Source organism: Rheinheimera texasensis, from assembly GCF_964031785.1.
Taxonomy (GTDB): Bacteria; Pseudomonadota; Gammaproteobacteria; order Enterobacterales; family Alteromonadaceae; genus Pararheinheimera; species Pararheinheimera texasensis_A.
Genome location: NZ_CAXIRE010000019.1, coordinates 80,325 through 102,759, shown reverse-complemented (window position 1 = coordinate 102,759; position 22,435 = coordinate 80,325). Strand labels below are relative to the sequence as shown.

At 54.8% G+C, this 22,435-nt stretch carries 14 protein-coding genes; 9 read left to right on the top strand and 5 right to left on the bottom strand.

Annotated features, from left to right (window positions below; genetic code table 11):
• The 6 genes from cydB to ABNT34_RS08975 all read left to right on the top strand — a co-directional run bounded on the left by cydB (position 1) and on the right by ABNT34_RS08975 (position 14,204).
• Positions 1-1,137 (top strand): cytochrome d ubiquinol oxidase subunit II, encoded by a 1,137-nt coding sequence (cydB, locus tag ABNT34_RS09000; RefSeq protein ID WP_348730799.1) that lies wholly within the window; start codon positions 1-3, stop codon positions 1,135-1,137.
• Positions 1,138-1,149: 12 nt separating this feature from the next.
• Positions 1,150-1,263, top strand: a complete 114-nt coding sequence (gene cydX, locus ABNT34_RS08995) for a cytochrome bd-I oxidase subunit CydX (RefSeq protein WP_348730797.1) — start codon at positions 1,150-1,152, stop codon at positions 1,261-1,263.
• Positions 1,229-3,010, top strand: coding sequence for a thiol reductant ABC exporter subunit CydD (gene cydD / locus ABNT34_RS08990; RefSeq protein WP_348730795.1), 1,782 nt, complete (start codon positions 1,229-1,231; stop codon positions 3,008-3,010). The genes cydX and cydD overlap by 35 nt, the downstream gene beginning before the upstream one ends.
• Positions 3,007-4,671: an ATP-binding cassette domain-containing protein gene (locus ABNT34_RS08985; RefSeq protein WP_348730793.1), complete on the top strand. Its 1,665-nt coding sequence runs from the start codon at positions 3,007-3,009 to the stop codon at positions 4,669-4,671. Before cydD ends, ABNT34_RS08985 begins: the two co-directional genes overlap by 4 nt.
• A 107-nt stretch (positions 4,672-4,778) precedes the next feature.
• Positions 4,779-12,125 carry an Ig-like domain-containing protein gene (locus ABNT34_RS08980; protein WP_348730791.1) on the top strand — a complete coding sequence of 2,449 codons (7,347 nt, stop codon included), beginning with the start codon at positions 4,779-4,781 and terminating at the stop codon, positions 12,123-12,125.
• Positions 12,126-12,395: 270 nt separating this feature from the next.
• Positions 12,396-14,204: a PDZ domain-containing protein gene (locus ABNT34_RS08975; RefSeq protein ID WP_348730789.1), complete on the top strand. Its 1,809-nt coding sequence runs from the start codon at positions 12,396-12,398 to the stop codon at positions 14,202-14,204.
• A 72-nt stretch (positions 14,205-14,276) separates the two neighbouring features.
• Here ABNT34_RS08975 and ABNT34_RS08970 read toward each other — a convergent pair whose 3' ends face one another.
• From ABNT34_RS08970 to ABNT34_RS08955, 4 genes are all read right to left on the bottom strand, one after another.
• Entirely contained in the window at positions 14,277-15,236 is a 960-nt protein-coding gene (locus ABNT34_RS08970) for an aspartyl/asparaginyl beta-hydroxylase domain-containing protein (RefSeq protein WP_348730787.1), read from the bottom strand.
• A 120-nt stretch (positions 15,237-15,356) separates the two neighbouring features.
• Positions 15,357-16,817: a heavy metal sensor histidine kinase gene (locus ABNT34_RS08965; RefSeq protein ID WP_348730785.1), complete on the bottom strand. Its 1,461-nt coding sequence runs from the start codon at positions 16,815-16,817 to the stop codon at positions 15,357-15,359.
• Positions 16,801-17,490 carry a heavy metal response regulator transcription factor gene (locus ABNT34_RS08960; RefSeq protein ID WP_348730784.1) on the bottom strand — a complete coding sequence of 230 codons (690 nt, stop codon included), beginning with the start codon at positions 17,488-17,490 and terminating at the stop codon, positions 16,801-16,803. Before ABNT34_RS08960 ends, ABNT34_RS08965 begins: the two co-directional genes overlap by 17 nt.
• Before the next feature lie 225 nt (positions 17,491-17,715).
• Positions 17,716-17,943, bottom strand: a complete 228-nt coding sequence (locus tag ABNT34_RS08955; protein ID WP_348730782.1) for a hypothetical protein — start codon at positions 17,941-17,943, stop codon at positions 17,716-17,718.
• 289 nt (positions 17,944-18,232) lie between these two features.
• Here ABNT34_RS08955 and ABNT34_RS08950 point away from each other — a divergent pair, with 289 nt between their 5' ends.
• From ABNT34_RS08950 to rarD, 3 genes are all read left to right on the top strand, one after another.
• Entirely contained in the window at positions 18,233-18,685 is a 453-nt protein-coding gene (locus ABNT34_RS08950; RefSeq protein ID WP_348730780.1) for a thioesterase family protein, read from the top strand.
• Between the two features lie 684 nt (positions 18,686-19,369).
• On the top strand, positions 19,370-20,005 hold the full coding sequence (locus tag ABNT34_RS08945) for a hypothetical protein (protein ID WP_348730778.1): 636 nt from the start codon (positions 19,370-19,372) through the stop codon (positions 20,003-20,005).
• Between the two features lie 175 nt (positions 20,006-20,180).
• Positions 20,181-21,071 (top strand): EamA family transporter RarD, encoded by an 891-nt coding sequence (gene rarD / locus ABNT34_RS08940; protein WP_348730776.1) that lies wholly within the window; start codon positions 20,181-20,183, stop codon positions 21,069-21,071.
• A 15-nt stretch (positions 21,072-21,086) separates the two neighbouring features.
• On the opposite strand, the gene ABNT34_RS08935 is transcribed toward rarD, so the two are convergent.
• On the bottom strand, positions 21,087-22,364 hold the full coding sequence (locus ABNT34_RS08935) for an FAD-dependent oxidoreductase (RefSeq protein ID WP_348730774.1): 1,278 nt from the start codon (positions 22,362-22,364) through the stop codon (positions 21,087-21,089).
• Positions 22,365-22,435: the final 71 nt, after the last annotated feature.

Genomic DNA, 22,435 nt, shown 5'->3' with positions numbered 1-22,435 from the left:
ATGGATTACGAATTTTTAAGATTTATCTGGTGGTTATTGGTCGGTGTGCTGTTGATTGGCTTTGCCATCACCGACGGTTTTGATATGGGCGTCGGCGCTTTATTAAAAGTGGTCGGCAAAGACGATATGGACCGGCGTGTGATGATTAACGCCGTCGCGCCGCACTGGGATGGTAATCAGGTCTGGCTCATTACTGCAGGTGGCGCTTTGTTTGCCGCCTGGCCGCCGGTGTATGCCACTGCTTTCAGCGGCTTTTATCTGGCGATGATGCTGACGCTGGCGGCTTTGTTTATGCGTCCGATTGGCTTTGATTACCGCTCCAAACTGGAAAATCCGGCCTGGCGCAGCAACTGGGACTGGGCGCTGACCTTTGGCTCGGCCGTACCACCAATCATTTTTGGTGTGGCCTTTGGTAATTTGCTGCAAGGCGTGCCGTTTCATTTTGACGAACTGCTGCGCATCAAATACACCGGTAGCTTCTTTGCGCTGTTAAACCCCTTTGCGCTGTTGGTCGGCGTGCTGAGCTTGCTGATGTTTGTTTGTCAGGGCGCAGCTTACCTGCAGATGAAAACCGAAGGTGACATCCAAAAACGCAGTCAAACGGTGGGTTTTATGGCCGGTTTAGGTGCTGCGGTTTTATTTGTGCTGGCTGGTGTCTGGCTCAATGCCGGCATTGATGGGTATGTCGTCACCAGCGTGTTGGATGGCAATGCCATTAACAATGCGGTCAGTAAAACGGTAGAAGTGCGCAGTGGCGCCTGGTTGCAGAATTATGCCAGTTATCCGCTGCTGTGGTTGGCGCCGGTATTGGGTGTGGCGGCATTTGCACTCAGTGGCCTGCTGAGTAAAGCCGGCAAAGGCGCGCTGGCATTCCTGCTGACTTCACTGGGCCAGGCCGGCGTGATCCTGACCTGTGGCATCGCGATGTTTCCTTTTGTGATGCCGTCCAGTTCGATGCCAAACCACAGTCTGACCATGTGGGACGCGACTTCCAGTGAGCTGACGTTAAAAATCATGTTCTTTGTTGCCTGTGTCTTTGTGCCTGTTGTGCTTGGTTACACCATCTGGAGTTATATCAAGATGTTTGGCCGGATTAATGCGCAGCACATCAGCAACAACACCCATTCACTGTATTAAAAGGACAAGATTATGTGGTATTTCGCCTGGATTTTAGGAGTCTTGCTGGCCTGTTCTTTTGGCATTATCAATGCGATGTGGCTGGAGCTGAATGGCTACGCCGAAGAGGAATCTGGTTCTGACTAAGTCGAGACCGGATAATGCCAGAACCATATTGCAGCAGTGGCTAAAGCCGCACCGGCCGAGGCTACTGCTGGCTGTATGTGCAGCGGCTTTGTCAGTGCCGCTGTTGCTTTGGCAAATGTGGTGTCTGGCACTCGTTGCTGATACCTTGCTGGACGCTTCTGTTAGGGACGCAGCGCTGTCAGACAGCATGCCTGCTGCGGTATTTCCATTTTCGTTATTGTGGCAATTTGCGCTGGCTTTTGTGCTGCGTCAGCTGTGTTTGCTGCTGCGTGATGGGCTGACCCAACATAGCAGTCGTTTGTTACGGACAAACCTGCGCCAGCAACTGTTAAACAAGCTGGCAGCACAAGGGCCGGCACGCCAGCGTTTTGGCAGTGACGGTGTGTTGTCGACTTTACTGACTGAGCAGGTTGATGCGCTGGACGGTTATATCAGCCGTTATTGGCCGCAGTTATTTTTGGTGGTCTGGACGCCGCTGCTGATTGCAGTGACGGTTTGCTGGCACAGCCTGCTGGCGGGTTTGCTACTACTGCTGACTGCGCCGCTGGTGCCCGTGTTTATGGTGTTAGTGGGCCGTGAGGCCAGTAAAGCCAGCAGTGAAAAACTGGCTGAACTGGGCCGGATGGGCGGGCGGCTGTGGCAGTTTTTGCAGGGGCTGACATTGCTGCGCCGGCTCAATGCTATTCCGCAGGCGATAGCGCAGCTGGAACATGCCGCAGAGCGTTATCGCAGCAGTTCGCTGCAGGTGCTCAGGCTGGCGTTTTTATCGACCGCGGTGCTGGAATTATTTGCATCGCTGGCCATCGCGCTGGTGGCGTTGTATTTAGGCCTCGGGCTTTTGGGTGAATTGCCCTGGGCCAAAGGTGAAGTGCCGGTGGCTTTTGCGCCGGCGCTGTTTATTTTGTTACTGGCGCCGGAGTTTTATCAGCCGCTGCGCCAGCTTGGCACTGATTATCACGCCAAAGCGCAAGCCGAAGCGGCGGCGCTGGCACTTAAACCTTTGTGGTTATTGCCTGAACCATCCGCCGGCACAGTGTCCGGCAGCCTTTCCAGCTCCTGCCCGCACACGCAGTCGCAGCCGCTGCTGCAACTGACACACATCCGGCTTGGCGCTGAGGATCGGCCGCGTCTTGTTGTGCCGGAATTACAAATCAACGCCGGCGAGCGGTTGTTGCTCTGCGGTGACAGCGGCAGCGGCAAGTCGTCATTTTTACAGCTGTTGGCCGGTTTTGCTGACTTTGACGGTGACTATCAATTCGCCGGTCAGACAGTTGAAACAGCAAACAGACCACAGCTGTGGCAACAACTGAGTTATCTGACACAAACGCCGGAATTATTCGCCGGCACAGTGGCGGAGAATTTACGCATGGCCAAGCCCGTGGCCAGTGACGCCACGCTGCGGGCTTGCTTGCAACAAGTCGGTTTACTGGCTGAGCTGGGTGAAGCTGATGCGCTTGACTATCGACTGGGTGAGGCCGGGCAGGGTTTATCCGGCGGGCAACAACAGCGGCTGTGTCTGGCGCGCTTGCTGTTGGCGGACCGGCCATTGTGGCTGCTGGATGAGCCCTTTGCCGAGTTAGATCAGGATACCGCCGCTGATTTGGCGTTGTTGCTGGCAAAGCTCAGCAGTGGCCGTACCTTGCTCATCGCCAGCCATCAGTGGCAGCAACTTGGCTTCCTCGCTGGCGCTTTGTTATTTAGTCAGGGTCAGCTATTGGGCCGCCGTGACATCGGGGATTTGGCATGAAGGCCCGTGCGCAACCTGGCATCCGTTTGCGCGATTTGTGGCTCAGCCACAAGACTGGCTGGAGCCTGAGTTTTAGCTTGGGCCTGCTGACGCTCTTGGCGACAGTCGCGTTACTGGCCTGGTCCGGCTGGTTTATCAGCGCGGCGGCCGCGGCCGGTGTCGGCGCCAGTTTTAACTATTTGCGGCCGGGTGCTTTGATCCGGCTGTTTGCCATTGTGCGCACTGCCGGTCGTTATGGTGAACGGCTGGTGTCGCATGCATTGGTGCTGCGGTTGCTGGCGGTGTTGCGGCTACGGGTATTTGTCGCGCTCTCGCAGCAAGCTGGCACAACAGTATTCGCCGGCGGTGACCGCTTACAGCGGCTGATTGCCGATATTGACCTGTTAGACCAGCTGCCGCTGCGGCTACTGAATCCATTGGGTTATGCCAGCTTGCTGAGCGCCGCCTTTTTGCTGTTGGTGTTTCTGCTGCTGCCCGCTGCTTTCTGGCCTGTGGCTGCGTTGTTGCTGTTACCGGTCCTGGCGATCATGGGGTTATGCCGGCCCGGTGCAGCTGGACCGGTGCAACAGGCTGCCACCGAAGTACAGCGCCAGGGGCAACGTCGCGGCCTGTTACTGGAAAACCTGCAATTGCTGACCACCTTATTAACCACAGGCCATTGGCAGCAAAGGCAACAGCAATTTCTCCGGTTGGACGAGCAGGTGCTGCAATTACAGCAAAGGCAACAATTTGGCCAGCTGGCCGCGCAGTTTGCGCTACAGCTGCTGATGCTGGCAGGCTTGGCCGCGCTGGCCTGGCCAATGCTGGATGCGTGGCAGACTGGACTCTCGTTTCCGCTCGCGGTGCCGTTGTGGCTGGGTTTAGTGCTGGCCTGGCTGGGGCTGACGGAACTGCTGTTGCCGCTGATCTTCATACCACAAAGTTATGGGCAGCTCAGAGCGGCGCAGCAGCGTTGTAATGCCATGGCTGGGACAGATAACAAGGTTGTTTCGCCGGACGAAACTGTGGCTGCAGCGCCGGATGTCGGGCACGGCGTCCGCCTGGAACTGCAACAACTGAAGTTTGGCTTTTTGCAGCCGTTGGGTGAGGTCACTGCAAGTTTTCAAAGCGGCGACATGGTGCTGCTGAAAGGCCCGTCTGGCAGCGGTAAAAGCTGTTTGCTGCAAACACTGGCGGCGGAAATTCCGGCGTTAGGCGGTGCTGTGTTGTTGCAAAATCACGAGTTGTCGCACTGGCCAGCAAAAGCGCTGTATCGCCATATCGGTTATTTGCCGCAGCGGCCTTATCTGTTTGGTTTGTCGGTGGCGGCGGACTTGCGTCTGGCTAAACCGAACGCGACGGATGAAGAGCTTGTGCAGGTATTGACGCTGGTCGGGTTGGATGACTGGCTTTCCCGGCAACCCCAAAGCTTGCTGACGGTACTGGGGAACTATGGCGTCGGTTTGTCCGGCGGTGAACTAAAACGTTTTGCCTTAGCGCGTTTACTGCTACAAAAACCTGCCGTGTTATTACTCGACGAACCCTTCGCCGGCCTGCCCCCCCAGCTTGCACAACAGCTGTTACAGCGACTGGCTGCTTTTCAGCAGCAGGGGATCCTCATCATTGCCAGCCATCAGCAACAGCAGGATCAGTTGTTTAACCGGGAATGGTCCTGCCGTTAAGCTTGTTGGTTGCAGAATGTTGTACCGATATTTAGTCGTTTGGGCGGGCGAATTTTAAAACAATAACTACACTGTATGTTCTTTGGATAGCGACAGGACCACACGTCATGGACTTCTGCAGAACGGTATTGTTTAGCTTAGGTTTATTTTGTACTGCAGCCTGGGCTGCCGCGCCACCAGATCAAAACTTTGATGCGATATCTCCTCAGGAATCCACTCGGCAGAATAATCCGACTATTACTTTTGATAGTGTCGAGTACTCGACTGATTCTTTGAACGATGCGATACGTGTGGATACTATTGACCAGGTTACCGGGTTTTTGCCTACTTTGGGCAGTGGCAATGGCATCTCCTCAGTTTGGTATGGCACTAATACCGGTACATTTTTCCAGTTTGCCTCCGTCAATAACACCGACAATTTTAAATTAGTCTCCTTGCGCGCTGAGGTATGGGGGGGATCGTCGGGCACTGCTGAAATCTATACCGTCACAGGCTATGACGACGGCAATCCTGTGGTTACAGCCACTGTTACTTTTACTGCAGATGGTACTTATGGTACCGGCAATGCAGCTATTGTCTATGACCGGCAGACCACTCCGGCAGAAGATTCCAGTTCAGGAAATACCGCAAATGCCGGCTTACTGACTTTTGGCAGTAGCTGGACCAATATCGACCAGGTCCGTTTTACAGTGGCCGATGCAAATATCCTCGGTATCTCGTTGGATCAAATCAATTTTGCCGAGGTTGACGTCACAGCGCCTGCTATCACCTCTGTTTCTTCATCCACCGCCAATGGCACTTATAAAGTTGGCGACGTTGTCAGTATCCAGGTGAATTTTGATGAAAATGTCACAGTCACAGGTACACCGCAGCTGACACTGGAAACCGGCGCTACAGACCAGACTGTTAATTACAGCAGCGGCAGCGGGACCTCTGCACTGACCTTTAGTTATACGGTTCAGGCGGGTGACCTGGCGACTGATCTCGACTATACCGCCACTAACGCACTGACATTAAATGGTGGCGACATCGAAGATGGATCGGCAAATAATGCAACGCTGACGCTGCCAAGCCCAGGTGCCGCTGGTTCGCTCGGTGCCAATAAAAATATTGTGATCGACGGCGTGGCTCCGACCGTCAGCTCAGTAAATTCCGGCGCATCCGATGGCACCTACAAAATCGGCGACAGCATCAGCATTCAGGTCAATTTTGCTGAAGCGGTCACTGTCACCGGCACCCCTCAACTGACACTGGAAACCGGTAGTACGGACCGGACTATTAATTACGCCAGTGGCAGCGGCAGTTCGACCTTAACTTTCAGTTATACGGTGCAAAATGGTGACAACAGCAATGATTTGGATTATGTCGCCACGAATTCACTGACCCTGAATGGCGGTACTGTTACGGACGGTGCCGGAAATAGCGCTACCCTGACACTGGCGTCTCCCGGTGCCGCCAATTCTCTGGGCAACAACAAAGCCCTGGTGATTGATGGGGTGCCACCCGCGGTGACCAGTACGGCGCCTGTCGGCGGCGCTGTCTCGACCGACACCAGTGTCGATTTCACCGTGAATTTCAATGAATCGGTAACGGGCATTTCTACCGATGACTTTGCATTAGGCACCACTGGCAGTGCTGCCGGCACTATCTCAGCGGTTTCGGCGTCGTCAGGCAGCAGCGTAACTGTCACGGTCAGCAGCATCAGCGGGAACGGTACCATCAAACTCAATCTGAATGGTTCGACCAATATCAGTGATGCGGCTAGCAATAGCGGGCCATCAGCCTATAGCAGCGGCAGCACACATACAGTGGCGATCCCGACCGCACCGGACGCACCGACCATCGGCGTGGCGACGCCTGGTAATGGCCAGGCCAGTGTCGCCTTTACCGCTCCAGGCAATGATGGCGGTTCGGCTATTACCAGTTATACCGTGACCAGCAGTCCCGGAGGGTTCACTGGTACCGGCGCCAGCTCCCCTATTGTAGTCAATGGGCTAACCAACGGCACCTCTTACACATTTACTGTAACCGCAACCAATGCGATTGGCACCAGCACTGCATCTGGCGCCAGCGCTGCGGTGACACCAAAGGCTGATCAGACGATCACTTTTGCTAATCCAGGCGCAAAGAACTTTGGCACCACGCCAACGCTGACCGCGACCTCGGATTCTGGCCTGACGGTGACTTTCACCTCCAGTACTACCGGTGTTTGTACTATTACATCTGGCGGCGCTTTGACTTTTGTTACCGCGGGTAGCTGTACAATTGATGCTGACCAGGCCGGCAATGCCAGCTTTAATGCAGCGCCAACTGTGCCTCAGACTTTTACTGTCAATGCGGTAGTGCCAGGTGCGCCAACGATCGGCACTGCGACAGCTGGCAATACACAAGCTTCGGTAACATTCACCGCGCCAGCCAGCAATGGAGGCGCCAATATCAGCGGTTACACGGTGACGTCGAGCCCGGGGGGGTTGACTGGTACTGGTGCCAACTCACCTATTACTGTGACGGGCCTGACCAACGGCGTCGCTTATACCTTCAGCGTTACTGCGACCAACTCGGCCGGCACCGGCTCCGCTTCAGCGGCCTCGAACAGTGTGACACCAGCGGCACCGCAAACTATTACTTTTGCCAATCCGGGGGCGCAAAACTTTGGCACCACGCCAACGCTGACTGCCACTTCGGATTCTGGCCTGACCGTGACTTTCACCTCCAGTACCACCGGCGTTTGTACTATCACCAGTGGCGGCGCTCTGACTTTTGTCACTACTGGGACTTGTACTATTAATGCCGATCAGGCCGGTGACGGCAGTTATCTGCCCGCCACGCAAGTCAGCCGCAGTTTCACTGTGAATGCGGTCATTCCTGGCGCGCCCACTGCTGTGACTGCGACCGCAGGCGATACTCAGGCCAGCGTCGCCTTTACGGCACCAGTCAATACCGGTGGCACTACTATTACAGGTTATACAGTGACAGTCAGTCCGGCTGATGTGGCACCGGTGAATGGTGCGGGTTCGCCAATAGTGGTGACTGGGCTCACCAACGGTCAGGCTTACACCTTCACTGTAACGGCGGATAATTCAGCCGGTACCGGTCCTGCTTCGGCGGCATCAAACAGCATCACGCCAAAAGCAGCGCAAACCATCACTTTTGCCAATCCGGGCGCGCAGAACTTTGGCACCACGCCAACGCTGACTGCCACGTCAGATTCGGGCCTGACGGTAGCTTTCACCTCCAGTACTACCGGGGTTTGTACTATCACCAGTGGCGGCGCTTTGACCTTTGTCACAGCCGGCACTTGTACTATTAATGCCGATCAGGCTGGCAACGGCAGTTATCTGGCGGCGACCCAGGTTAGCCGTAGTTTTGCAGTGAATGCTGTAGCCCCCGGTGCGCCGGTGATTGGTACTGCGACTGTGGCAGGTGCAACCAGCGTGAGTCTGACCTTTACTGCGCCGGCGTCAAATGGTGGTGCAGCTATTACTGGCTATACCATCAACAGCTCACCAGCCAGCACGCCTGTTAATGTCGCTGGCTCACCGGCAACTATAACCGGCCTGACTACAGGTCAAAGCTATACCTTTACCGTCACAGCCATGAACTCCGCGGGCACTGGCGGCGCTTCTGCGGCGTCTAATGCAGTGGTTCCGGCCAGTCTGAATGTAGCACCGGTGATCTCCGGCAGTCCGGCCACAACGGCCACTGCGGGGGTCGCTTATGCGTTTACACCAACAGCCAGTGATGCGGATACCGGCACTACCCTGACGTTTAGCGCCAGCAATGTGCCGGCCTGGGCTAATTTCAGCAGCAGTACCGGCACTTTAAGCGGAACGCCGGCCGAAACGGATGTTGGCACCAGCGGCAATATTGTCATTAGCGTCAGTGATGGGGAAGCCAGTGCCAGCTTGCCGGCTTTTAGCATCACAGTGCAAACAGGGAACAAAGCGCCGGTGATTGGCGGAACCCCTGCAACCAGCGTCAAAGCGGGTGCGCCATATAACTTCACGCCATCGGCCAGCGATGCAGATGCCAATGACAGCCTGACGTTTAGTATCAGCAATAAACCAGGCTGGGCCAGCTTCAATACTGCAAACGGCAGTCTGTCTGGTACACCGGCGCAAAGTGATGCCGGTATCAGCAGTGGCATTGTGATTAGTGTCAGCGACGGCAAAGTCAGCACCAGCCTGCCGGCCTTTAGTATTGAAGTGCTGGCGAATACCGTGCCGGTAGCGACTCCTGGCAGCAGCACACTGAACGAGGATGAACCGACCAGTATTGAGCTCGGCGGGACAGATGCCGATGGAGATGTGCTGACGGTGCAAATCCAGACGCAACCACAACACGGGACTGTCACGCAAAACGGTAACGCCTGGTTATATACGCCGCAGAAAGACTATCATGGTGCTGACAGCCTGAGCTTTATTGTTAAAGATGCCAGCCTGAGCTCGACGCCGGCAACTTACAATCTGACCATCACACCGGTCAATGACGCCCCGGTTGCCGTAGACGATGTGCTGAGTCTGGCGCGCAGCGGTAATGATCAATATACGCTGAGCGTGCTTGGTAATGACAAAGATGTCGACGGCGACACCTTGCAGCTGGGCGGCGCTTCGGCGGCTGTCGGTACTGTGACTGTCAGCGGTACCAGCCTGAGTTATACCGCACCAGTGCAATACACGGGTCCGGTGGAACTTAAATATAGTGTCAGTGATGGTAAAAAAGGCCTGGCAACCGCGACTGTCAGTCTGACTATCACTGGTGCAGCCAATGATCTGCTGCCGGTGATCACAGTGCCGGCAGATATTGAGGTCAATGCCACCGCGCTCTTTACCCGGGTTCCGCTCGGGACTGCGACCGCCGTTGACCGAAATGGCCGGCGTTTACGGGTGTCGCTGATTAATGGCTCGCTGTTCTTCGCGCCGGGTGTGCATCAGGTGTATTGGCAGGCGACCGATGCCGATGGCAATACTGCGACCAAAAAGCAGGAAGTCCGGGTCAATCCTCTGGTATCACTGAGTAAAAATCAGGTGGTCAGCGAGGGCAGTACTGTGCGTGTTGAAGTGCTGCTGAATGGGCCTGCCGTGCGCTATCCGGTGCAAGTGCCTTACACAGTGTCTGGCAGTGCCGGCAGCAACGACCATACGCTGAGCAGTGGTACTGTTGAAATCAGCAGTGGCCTCAGTACCAGCGTGGAATTCGACGTGCTGGACGATGCGGTCAGTGACAACGGAGAAACTGTGGTCATTACGCTTGGCAGTGTCAATGCTGGTTCACAGCGCAGCACCACAGTGCAGATCACAGAAAATAATGTGGCGCCGGTGCTGAGCCTGAACTCAAGCCAACAAGGTGAAAACCGACTGACGGTCAGCCGCAACGGTGGCCCTGTCACACTGGATGCAACAGCGACAGATGCCAACGCGGCCGATGTGTTGACGCTGACCTGGCAATCTTTGGTGTCATTGAGTGGCAGTGATGCCAACCGCCGCATTTTAGATCCGTCCTCGCTGACACCGGGTGTGTATCCGATCAGTGTTACAGCAACGGACAATGGCAGTCCGGCGAAGAGTGCCACAGCACAGCTTTACCTGCTGGTGCAGCCATCATTGCCGGAATTGAGCAGTATTGATACCGACGGCGATATTATTCCGGATATATTGGAAGGTTTCGCTGATGCAGATCGGGACGGCATCCCGGATTACAAGGATGCCATCAATGAATGTAACGTAGTGCCGGAAGCGGATACGGAGCAGCAGGCGTTCCTGGCGGAAGGTGAGCCGGGCGCCTGTCTGCGGCGTGGTCAGCAATCGATATTGGGCAGCAGTGGTGGTCTGCAACTGGCGCTCAATGAAATTGAACTCGACACTTCTGCCCGCAATAGCGGTGGGGTCTTCGATTTTATCGCTTATAACCTGCCTCAGGCCGGACAAGGTTATCAGGTGAGCTTCCCGCAAGCCCAGCCGATCCCGATCGGTGCAGTGTATCGCAAATACTCCAGCAGCAAAGGGTGGGTGGACTTTATCATCGATAGTAAAAATACAGTCCGCAGTGCGCCTGGCGAACGTGGCTTCTGTCCGCCGCCCGGTGATGCGTCTTATACGCCGGGTTTGACCGCTGGTCACTGGTGTGTGCAGGTGACTGTCGAAGACGGCGGGCCGAATGATGCCGATGGTTTAGTCAATGCGGCTATTGTCGACCCGGGTGGCGTCGCAGTGCCGGTCAGTTCGAATAAACTGCCGCAGGCCAAACCGGACACCGCCACCACGCGGATGAATCAGGCGGTGATGGTGAAAGTGCTGGCGAATGACACGGATGCGGACAATGACACGCTGACGGTCAGTCAGGCGGTGGCAAATTTCGGTGTGGTGAAAATAGAGGCTGATAGCAGTCTGACTTACACCCCGGCGCAAGACTATGTGGGCTCAGATGTTGTGATATACAGCATCAACGACGGGAAAGGCGGTACAGCGAGCAGCGAACTGACAGTGACGGTGCGGCTCAATAACGTGCCTGTGACCGGTGTTGATACTGCAGCGACCGACGACCGTACGGCCATTAGCATCAATGTGCTTGGCAACGATACCGACGCGGACAGCGACCCACTGAAAGTGGTCAGTGCCAGCGCGCTGACGGGGACAGTGACTATCGAAGCGGACAACCGGCTGCGCTATACGCCCAAAGCGGGTTTTAGCGGCACCGATACGGTCAGTTATCGCGTCAGTGACGGTGTTGGTGGTGAGGCTAATGGTCAGGTCAATGTGACTGTGACGGCTTATCAGACAGTCACCGTCAGCAATAAGTCCTCTGGTGGCGCAGCCTCAGCGCTATGGCTGACGCTGCTGATGCTGCTGGGGTTGGGGCGTCGGTACGGCGTGCTGTTGTTAGTGCCGCTGGCTGGTGCTGTGCAGGCCGGGGACTGGCAAATTCAACTGGGCGCAGGTCAGAGCAAAGTGTCGCAGTCGGATTCTGCGCTGCAACAGGCGCTGCCTGGGGGCACTGTGCGTAGTCTTGATGATTCAGATCAGGCGTTCAGTCTGAGTCTGCAGTATCAATGGTTTGAACGGCTGGACGCCGAAGTCGGATATCTGAACCTTGGTGAGGGCAAGGCTGACATCGCAGCGGATACTTTGACGCCGGCCCAGTATCATCAGGCCGTCCGACAGCTGACGCCAGTGCTGGGTGACGGGGTTTTTGCCGGCCTGCGGATTGGTTTATGGCAGCAATATGGCTGGCGTTTGCAGTTACCGCTTGGCATGTTCAGCTGGAAAAGTGACCTCAGCAGCACGATGAACGGCAGTACATTGGCCAGTGAAACGGACGGGACGGACCTGTATTACGGCCTGGCGCTGCAGTATCTGCATGACGCGCATTGGGCAGCGGGCATCAGCTGGCAGCAAATCGCATTGGAACCTGAAGACGTTCAGACGCTGCAATTCACGCTGAGTTACCGTTTCTGAAGCACAGGCATGTGAGTGCCGGATCAGATAAAAAGGCCGCTGTCGTCAGCGGCTTTTTACTGTATACACCAGAGACGTCTTTCAGGCCCCTTATCAACATAAGCCAAAACGTCCGGCACGGATGGCACAGAGCTGTTCTCTCGTTGCGACCAATAGCCGGCAGCATCGGCTAAATACTTTGCGGCAAAGCCCCGCGCTGTGATTAACTGGTTTTATCGTCATGAAAGAGCCTGCAACCACCGCCTGGTTGCTCAGCAGAAGGACATCATCTTGGTATTGAATCGTTGTACGCTGGTTTTGTTACTGGCAGGTTTAACAGGGACGGCAAGTGCCGACAGTTTTTATCAGCTGGATTTGGCCGGGCACGAGCGGCATCAGATAGCCGTCAGTGCGCGTTTTGTGGTGGCAGACCCGGCGCCTTTGCTGCTGCAGATGTCGTCGGCATCGCCGGGCCGCTACGCCCGCCACGACTTCGCCAAAAATATTTATGCACTCAAAGCACTGGATGGTCAGGGTAACCCGCTGGCTTTAGAACGTCTGTCGCCGACCAGCTGGCAGGTCAGCGGTCATCAGGGCGAAGTGCAGGTCAGTTATCTGCTGTTTGGCAATCATGCTGATGGCACTTATAACCAGATTGACAGCCGCCACGTGCATTTAAATATGCCGGCATCGTTGTTATTTGCGCCTGCGCTGCGGGCGGCACCGGCCTCGGTCAGCCTCAAAGCTGTGCCGGCCGGCTGGCGCGCGGCGACTCAGCTGTATCCACAGCCGGATAGTTCGCTCAAAGCACCTCAGCTGGATTACCTGATGGATAGCCCGCTGGAGCTGAGTGAGCATCAGTTTTACAGTTTTAGTCAGCCTTCTGCCGGTAAAACCTATCAGATTGAACTGGCATTGCATCACACTGGCAGTGCGGATGAAGCCAAAGTGCTGCTGGAAAAAACTCAGGCAGTGGTCAGGCAGCAACAGGCGATTTTTGGTGAACTGCCGGATTTTGCCAACCAGCGTTATACCTTTATCGCCGACTATTTACCTGGCGTGGATGGCGACGGCATGGAGCATCGCAATTCGACCGTCGTGACCAGCGACAGCTCGCTGGCACAACATGAATTCAGCCAGATTGAAACGATTTCCCATGAGTTTTTTCACGCCTGGAACGTCGAGCGCATCCGGCCAAAAAACCTCGAACCTTTTGATTACAGTCAGACCAATATGAGTGACGCGCTGTGGTTTGCCGAAGGGTTTACCAACTATTACGGCAAGTTAGCCCTCAAGCGCAGCAGTCACTTTGATTTGGATACTTATCTGGAAAAAGTGCAGAAGCCACTGAATCAGACCTTACAAACGCCGGCGCGGCGTTGGTCTGGCCCGGCCGCGGTCAGTCAGCAGGCGGTGTTTGTTGATGCCGGGGTGGCGGTGGATAAAACCAACTATGGCAATCACTTCCTATCGTATTACACCTACGGCGAAGTTGTGGCACTGGCGCTGGATTTAACACTGCGCACGCAGTACAACAGCGATTTGGATGCGCTGATGCAGCTGATGTGGCAACGTTTTGGTAAACCGGAACAACCTTACCAGCTTTCGGATATTCAGCAGGCGCTGGCAGAAATCAGCGGTGATGCCGACTTTGCAGCAGCGTTTTTCCGTGACAGCATTTATGGCCCGGCGTTACCGGATTTTGCCGCGTTGTTCGGGCAAATGGGCTTAACGCTGGAGCCGGCAGACGCGGAAAAAGCCTGGCTCGGGCCTTTAACGCTGGAAACTTTTGGTGATGCGGTGCGGGTGCAGTCCGTGTCGCGTGACGGCAGCCCTTGGGCCAGCGCCGGTATCACCGACGGTGATTTGTTGCTGAAGCTTGGCGCGGTGCGGCTGCGCTCCGCTGACGACATCGACACTGCGTTAAAAACGGCGCGGCCCGGCGATGTGCTGGCGCTGCAGTACCGCCGTTTTGACCGCGAACATACAGTGCAAATCACCGTCGCGGCAGACCCAACGCTGAAACTGAGCCTGGATAAAAAGGCCAGCCGCGCCAGCATTAAACGGCGTGATGCCTGGTTAGGGGCGAAAAAGCTTTAGGATTGGTTATTGAGATCGCAAAGGCCGGTAACATACCGGCCTTTTTATGGAGATTTATCTGCTAACTGGCGTTCACACTACGCTGGCCACCACCTGATAAATGCCGTGTAACATCAGATAAAACAGTGCCAGCAGGGTGGTATTCAGGCTGTATTTCACCACTTTGTATAAGCGTGGTTTGGTTTTTTTCATCGTTTTGCCCTGACCGAGCAGCGGTGAGACCTTGGCAAACAAAGCACTGGCTTTGCCGACTTTATCTTCAGCGGTATTGGGTACAACTGTGGTCCGTACCAGAAAACCGTAAAAGAAATTGAATAAGTGGCCCGGCCAGTACATTGGTCTTTCAATGTCGCACATCAGGATCAGCCGATGCTGGTCCGTGTCATTGCGGACAAAATGCGGAAAAGTCTCATCAAAAATAAAGGCTTCGCCGTCGCGCCAGTGCGCGGCTTTACCATCCACATTAATAAAACAGTCCGGTGAATTCGGCACCATCAGGCCAAAATGGTAACGCAGCGAACAGGCCAGCGGGTCTGAGTGTATGGTCAGCTGTGAATGCGGCGGCAAAATGGAAAACATCGCGCCTTTTATTTCGGGAATTTGCTGCAAAATCGCCAGCGTTTGCGGGCAGGTTTTTTTCGCACTTTCGTGCTGATAGCCATACCAGCACAGATAAAACTTGCTCCAGCCGTACTTAAAAAAGGTGCGGAAACCGACGTCATAATAACCTGGGCTGCCGGGTTCATTGGTCTGGCAAAACGCTTTGTTGTCAAACAGGGCTTTGGCTTCAGCCAAAATGGTCGGGTAATGCTGTTGAATTAAATGCAGATTTTTATACTGTGCCGGGTCAATATAAGCGCCTTGTGCTTTGCGCTTGGTGAACAGATACAACACGCAGTTAAAAGGCGCGAAAATCGGCCAGCTTTTGCGTAAATACTGGCTGAAACTCTGATAACGGGCGTCGCCGCGTAAGCGATAGACATAAAAAATCGTGGCAGAAAACCAGCAGAGAATAAATAACGTGAACAGCATAAAGACCCTTGTTGTTATTGTTATGCCTGTATCCGGCCGGAGGCGGAAGTCCGCCGCCAAATAGCTCAGCACAGGTGGATGACGTTCAAATGACAGCGCCGGACAAAGCTCCGGCGCTGGTTAACTTAGCTGGTTCTGCAGGCGCTTGTCCAGAGGCCAGTGCAGGATAAAGTCAGTGTAACCATGACCGGGACTTTGTGCTGCATCCGGCGCAGATACGGCGCTGATTTCACCGCCATGCAGCGTCACTATCGATTGCACCATAGCCAGGCCCAGACCAGCACCTTCACTGTGGCGTTGCCGCGACGGATCGGCACGGTAAAAGCGTTCAAACAGCCGCGGCAAATGCTCAGGTGCTATCACAGGCCCACAGTTACGGATACAGATCTCCAGGTGGCCGGGCAGCGTGTTGACCCGCACCCAGACCGTGCTGTCCGCATCGGCATGGCGAATGGCATTGGACAGCAGATTCGACAGCGCCCGTTGCAGCATCACTTTATCAGCCTGCAGCAAAACAGCCGGCCCCTGATATTGCAGGCGGATATTGCGCTCGTCGGCAATGAATTCAAAAAACTCGAACAGCTGCAGGCAAAGCGGTTCTAAGGCGACTGCTTCCGGCTGCAGCTTAATCAGGCCATGGTCAGTTTTGGCCAGCCACAGCATGTCGCCGACCATTTTCGCCAGCCGCTCCTGTTCTTCCAGGTTGGAATACAACAGCTCACGGTATTCCTCCAGACTACGGTCTTTACTGAGGCTGACTTGCGTCTGGGTGATGAGGTTACTGAGCGGTGTACGTAGTTCATGGGCGATGTCTGCCGAAAACTCCGACAGCCGGCTGAAACCCTGCTGCAGGTTTTCAATCATCTGGTTAAAACTTTGGACCAGCTCAGATAGTTCCGCCGGCACCTGACCGGGCTCCAGCCGCAGGTGTAATTTTTCCGTGCTGATCTGGCGGATATCATTGCTGAGCTGGCGCAGCGGTAACAAACCCTGGCGCACGCCGAGCCAGGCCGCCAGTAAAATCAGCGCTACGGCGCCGGCGATGGTCAGCCACAATGTCCAGCGCAGCAGATGCAGATAATGTAGGTGAAATTCCATCTCCATCGCCACGGCGATTTGCTGGCCTTTGGGACCCTGCAAAATTGCGCCGCGATAAGTGTGGTTGCCCTGGTCCCAGCTGATAAGGTCGGCTGGTGTGATCTGACTGACAGGGCGGGTCAGGCGAAATAACGGCGTTAAATCCGCACCATCGGCGCTGAGGGCTGGTTTTTCTGCAGCATCCAGCACCAGATAATAAGTCTGATGATGGCCGGTTAACACCTGATGCAGGCTGGCATGATGTTGCTGCGGTTGCAGCGCCGGGTCTTGCAACGTGTGCAACACTGAATGCGCCACCGCCTGCAGTTCACCGGCGTCCTGTTCGGCAAAATGCGCCTCGATGGAATTTTGCAGCATAGTCGCGAGCAAGCCGGCGCAGAGTAAAACGGCGCCAGCAACAAATAACATCACCCGGGTGGCCAGCGATAATGGCCGCTGTTGTTGCCGCGATGATGGCAGTGACAGCTCAGCTGGCGTCGGCATCCGGCACCTCCAGCTTGTAGCCCATGCCGCGCACCGTATGAATGAGTTTCACTGTGTAGTCGTCATCGACTTTACTGCGCAGGCGGCGCACCGCGACGTCAATCACATTAGTATCGGAATCAAAATTCATATCCCAGACCTGGCTGGCGATTAACGATCGCGGCAACACTTCACCTTCACGGCGGAGCAGCAGTTCCAGCAAGGCGAATTCTTTGGGGGTCAGATTGAGTTTTTTGCCATTTCGGCTGGCTTTACGTTTGCTGATCTCCAGCACCAAATCGGCCGCCTGTAACCGGTCAGCCTGTGGCGCCAGCTGGCCACGCCTGAGTAAAGTACGGGCCCGCGCCAGTAACTCGTTAAAAGCAAAAGGTTTCACCAGATAATCGTCGGCGCCTTGTTCCAGCCCGCGCACCCGGTCATCGACGGTATCCAGCGCGCTTAGCAGCAATACCGGCGTATGGCGGTTAGCCTCCCGCAGCGCTTTGACAATGCGCAGGCCATCGACGTCTGGCAACATCACGTCGAGAATGATCAGCTCAAAATCTTCAGTCATGGCCAAATGATGGCCGTCGAGGCCATTGCGGCATAAGGTCGGATTAAAACCGGCCTCGGTAAAACCCTGTTTCAGGTAATCCCCGGTTTTCACTTCATCTTCGACAATCAATAAACGCATCAGGTGTCTCAGTGTTAAATGTCTGCAGCCGGAGCTCAACCATCTGGTCGTTTAGATTGTGGCATTGCTGCAAACAAAGCGATGACATGCAGATGACAACATTGTCATGTTTGTGTTCATCGCAGATTACCACTGACCACTGACAGGAGCAAAATCAACAAGGGAAGGTGTGGCAAGCGCCAGGGAAAGGCAGCAGATGCCGGCAGGCATCTGCTGATACATGAGTTATTCTTCGTCGCGTTTTTGCTGGTCTGGTTCTTCGCCTGGCTGCGCGAGGCCATACATTCTGGAGCAGACACCATTGGCTAAACGACAGGCGTTATTATCGCCTTGTTCACACAAGATGCGCAGATCAACACAATCGTCATAGGTCGGAGCCGCCTGAGTAGATTGCAGGCTGGCGGCAGTTAAAGCGCTGATTGCGATCATACGTAACTGAGTCTGGAACTTCATAACTGATTCCTTATAGAGTGACGGGGAAAGGCAGACAGGCCTGTCTGCTAATACAGGATGCCGTGACCAGTGCAGGTTGTGGCTCGCTGTGTGTTCAGGTTATGCGGTTTTGATCAGATAACTTCGCGCTATGATGATAAAAAAGTGATTTATTTGTTATTTTTTTAACATTCCGGTGTGCCCGCACTGAACCGATGCCACACGGCAATGCTCTCAAAAAACTTATATTGACTGCTCGTACCAGTTTAGGGATGCTGGACACTGATAAAAATCTGAGGCGGACATTTCGATGCAAACAACCGACTTATTGCCTTTTATTGCTTCGGTCTTCCAGCAAATGCCGTTTAATCAGCTGTTAGGACTGCGGGTTACGGAGTTTTCTGCCGAACGTGCCGAAGTACGCTTTGACTGGAAAACTGAACTGGTCGGCAATCCGGTGCAACAAATCCTGCATGGCGGTGTGATCGCGTCAGTGCTGGATGTAGTTGGCGGTATTATGGCGGTATCCAGTGCGCTGGTACGGCTCGATACCACAGATCACAGCCAACTTGCTGCCAAACTCGGCAAAATGAGCACTATTGATATTCGCACCGACTATCTGCGGCCAGGCCGTGGCGCTGAATTCATCGCCACGGCACAAGTGATCCGCTCCGGCAATAAAGTCTGCGTTTGCCGGATGGAACTGCACAACAACGAAGGCCTGCACATAGCTCTCGGCACCGGCACTTATCTGGTGGGGTGAAAATGGGGTTTCAAGATGCCAAAAGTTTGGCATCTTGCCATTTTTACGCCCTGAGCTCTGTGAAGGGCCGGGGCGGGGTTTCAGCAGGCAACTAATGTTGCCTGTTGCCGGATAGGCGTCTTGAGCTGTGCGAAAGACTGTTCTTCGGCTCTGGCGAAGGCCGGGGGAGGGATTTCAGCAAGCCAACAATTTGGCTTGCTGCCGACATCACGCCAGCCGTTCCACCGGGCAGGAGAACCCCACGAAAACTGCCCAACGCCACAAAGGCACACCTTGCTTCAGCTTATTCCTCCGCTACAGAGCTCTGAGCAAACAGCAGAGCAATACCGCCGATTGCGAGCTTGATAAAAAATTGTTTATTTTGATAATTTTTTGATGTTAATGTTGCTGCGGTAGCCTTAGTGTTTTTGTTGATATTAAACTTTGCGGTTTGATGGCTGACAAGTAGCTGCACTGTTGTGCGGGTTTGAAGGCCGGTTGAGGTTTGACTCCTGACTTTGATACCGCACACCTCAGACGTGTAAAGGTTTTGTCTGGCCACTCAGAGTGGGATTCGTTGTTGTTTCGCCATCATGCAAACTGCTGAGTTATATCGAGGGGCTGATGAGGTCTGTGCATTTTGGTAAATTCTGGTTGCTGATACTGTTGCTGCTATCGAACGCTGGCTGCACTGTGCTCGGCAAGATGAAACAGGCAACGGTGGAGGCGGGGGCGGCCAGCTGGAAAGCACAGCCGCTGGCATTACGACAGCAATATCCGCAATGGATACAAAGCGTCTATTTTACCGCCGAATTGCAAACCTCTGATATCCGGCAGTGGCGTTTACATCTGCTCAGCCGGCGGGAGCTGGGGCCTGCTGCTGCAGCTGCAAGCGCGGAGCTGGTCTATATGGCTGGTGCGCAACTACAGACGAAAGCTTTTGCACTGACGCTGCAACAGATTGATGCCCCGGATGCCGGTCGCGACTATCATCGCTACACTTATCAGTTTGGTGCCGACGCCGCCACTTTTTACCAGAGTTATTTGCAGCAACGCTTTGCCGGCGAGGCGAAGCCGCTGCAATTGTATTATTTGCAGCCATTGTTCAACGACACTGCGGTGGATGTGGCCGCCGTGATCCGGGTCGAATATACGCTGTTACCTGAATACGGCGGAAAAACAGTCGGTGAACTGATGCGGCTGATGTTTAATTTACGGGAGCGCGACTGCGTTGAGTTTTGCCAGAGTCCCCGTTATCTGTACGACAAAAGTTCAGCTTGTGGTGATGTGCGGATTTCGGAAGCCGTGCTCTCCACGGACGAAGTTGCACCGCCACACTAGCACTGCTGGCCATTGCAGTGGCAAACACCGGCCAATTGTTTTCCTCAAAAAACAATCCGTTGCCGATTGTCCGATATCCGCATCAGCGGGCTTCAGCTAAAATGCCGGTTTTACCGGCACTGCGGTTTTATATCGGATAAAACGCCCGTGTTGCCGGTACCAGGCGAATCTACTCATGTCATTGACGCACGAACAGAAAATCGGCGGCGCATTTGCCGCCACTGCGTATACCTTGTGGGGCGTTGCCCCTTTATATTTCAAACAGATAGATGAAGTGCCAGCGGTAGAAATTCTGCTGCACCGCATTGTCTGGTCTTTTGCCCTGCTCGCATTGGTGCTGACGTTGTTGCAGCAATGGCCCAAAGTTGTTGCCGTGCTGCAGAAACCGAAGATGGTGCTGGCCATGCTGGGCACAGCGTTATTGCTGGCGGGGAACTGGGGACTGTTTATCTGGGCGGTGAATAATCACCACATGCTCGACGCCAGTCTCGGTTATTACATCAATCCGCTGCTGAATATTCTGCTCGGCATGTTGTTTCTCGGTGAGCGTCTGCGTCCGGCGCAATGGGCCGCAGTAGGATTGGCTTTTGCCGGTGTTTTACTGCAACTGATTCATTTTGGTTCTTTGCCCTGGATAGCGCTGGTGCTGGCCGGCAGTTTTGCGCTGTACGGTTTGTTTCGTAAAAAACTGGCGACCGATGCGATTGGCGGCCTGTTTATTGAGTCTTTATTGCTGATGCCGCTGGCGCTGCTGTACTGGAGTCAGTTTGCCGACAGTCCTTATGCCGATTTAACGCAAAACCCGCTGAGCCTGAACCTGTGGCTGGTCGCCGCTGGTGTCGTGACTACAGTGCCGCTGCTGTGTTTTATCGCGGCGGCCAAGCGCCTGCAGTTATCAACCATGGGCTTTTTTCAGTACATAGGCCCCAGTTTTATGTTTATTTTTGGCGTGTTTTTATACAACGAACCATTGGACCCGAGCAAATTACTGACCTTTGGTTTTATCTGGACAGCCTTGTGTTTGTATTCATTTGACGCCTGGCGCCATTTGCGCCGCCCGCGTTAACCGCTTGGTATCTGGTTAAAACCGGTCGATGCGATAAGGGCTGAGATCAAGCCCCGGCGTTTGCCCCAGCAGCAGCGCACTGGTGAGTTCGGCGGTCAGCGCCGCCCAGGTCAGCCCCAGGTGCTGATGACCAAAGTTCAGATAGATCCCGGGATGGCGCGGCGCCTGCCCTAACACCGGCAGCGAATCCGGTAATGACGGCCGGTTGCCGGCCCAGGGTTCCAGTGCCGGATTGGCCGAGGTCGGTTCTGCCAGCAACTGATTGGCGTGCTGCAATAACACGCTGGCCCGCCGATAGTCCGGTGCACTGTTGATGCCGGCAAATTCCACTGTCCCAGCCAACCGCAAGCCGTGTTGCATCGGTGTCATAATAAACTTGCGCTCCAGCGAACTGACCGGGCATTGCAACGGCCGGCTTTGGGTCATCAGATGGTAACCGCGTTCTGCCTCTAACGGCACCCGATAACCCAATTCCGCACACAACTGATGCGATGCGGCACCGGCACAAATCACCAGCTTACTGGTCTGCAGTGTGAGTTCGCCTGGGCCTGACTGCGGGATTTTCGGGTCCGTCGTCAGGTCAAGCTGATAGCCGCTGTTGCATGGCCGGATGCGCTGCACCTGTTGCTGCCGGAACAGGCCACCCAAAGCAATAAATTGCTGATGCAGTCGCAAACACAGCACATAAGGATCCACTGTGTGCGCCACATCCGGAAACTCAATAGCGCCTTGCACCGCAGTGCTAAGCGCCGGTTCGCGTGAGCGCAAGGCTGCTTGCTCCAGCCAGTTCACCATGATGCCGGCGTCTTGATATTGGCGAAATGTCTGTGCCAGATTGATTAGACCGGGTTGTTCTGACACCAGCAAAGCGCCGCGAAACGTTACTAAATCCGTCGCTTCTGCCTGCGGCAACAGCCGTTGCCAGGCTGGTAACGCCTGCGCGTTTAATGCACTCAGCGCCTGCTGCAGGGCTTGTTGCCGGGCAGGTCGCACGTTGGCGACAAAACGCAGCAACCAGGGTAAAGCTTTAAAAAAATAACCGGCACGCAGGCGCAGCGGGCCCGTTGGGTCCAACAGCATGGCCGGCAACTGGCGTAATACCGCGATGGATGCAAGTGGAAACACCTGTTCGGTCGCGAAGTGACCGGCATTGCCGCGGGAACAGCCACTGCCTGGGCCCTGCGCATCCAGCAGCACCACCGAAAGGCCAGCGCGCTGCAATTGCAATGCGGTCGTCAGGCCGACAATACCGGCGCCAATCACTGCAACTTTGGCCTGTGACGCTATATTCATTTGTCGAATTCTCTTGCTTTTGTAAGATTGTATACAATATCCTAAATATCGAATGGTTCGTCAAACTGTAT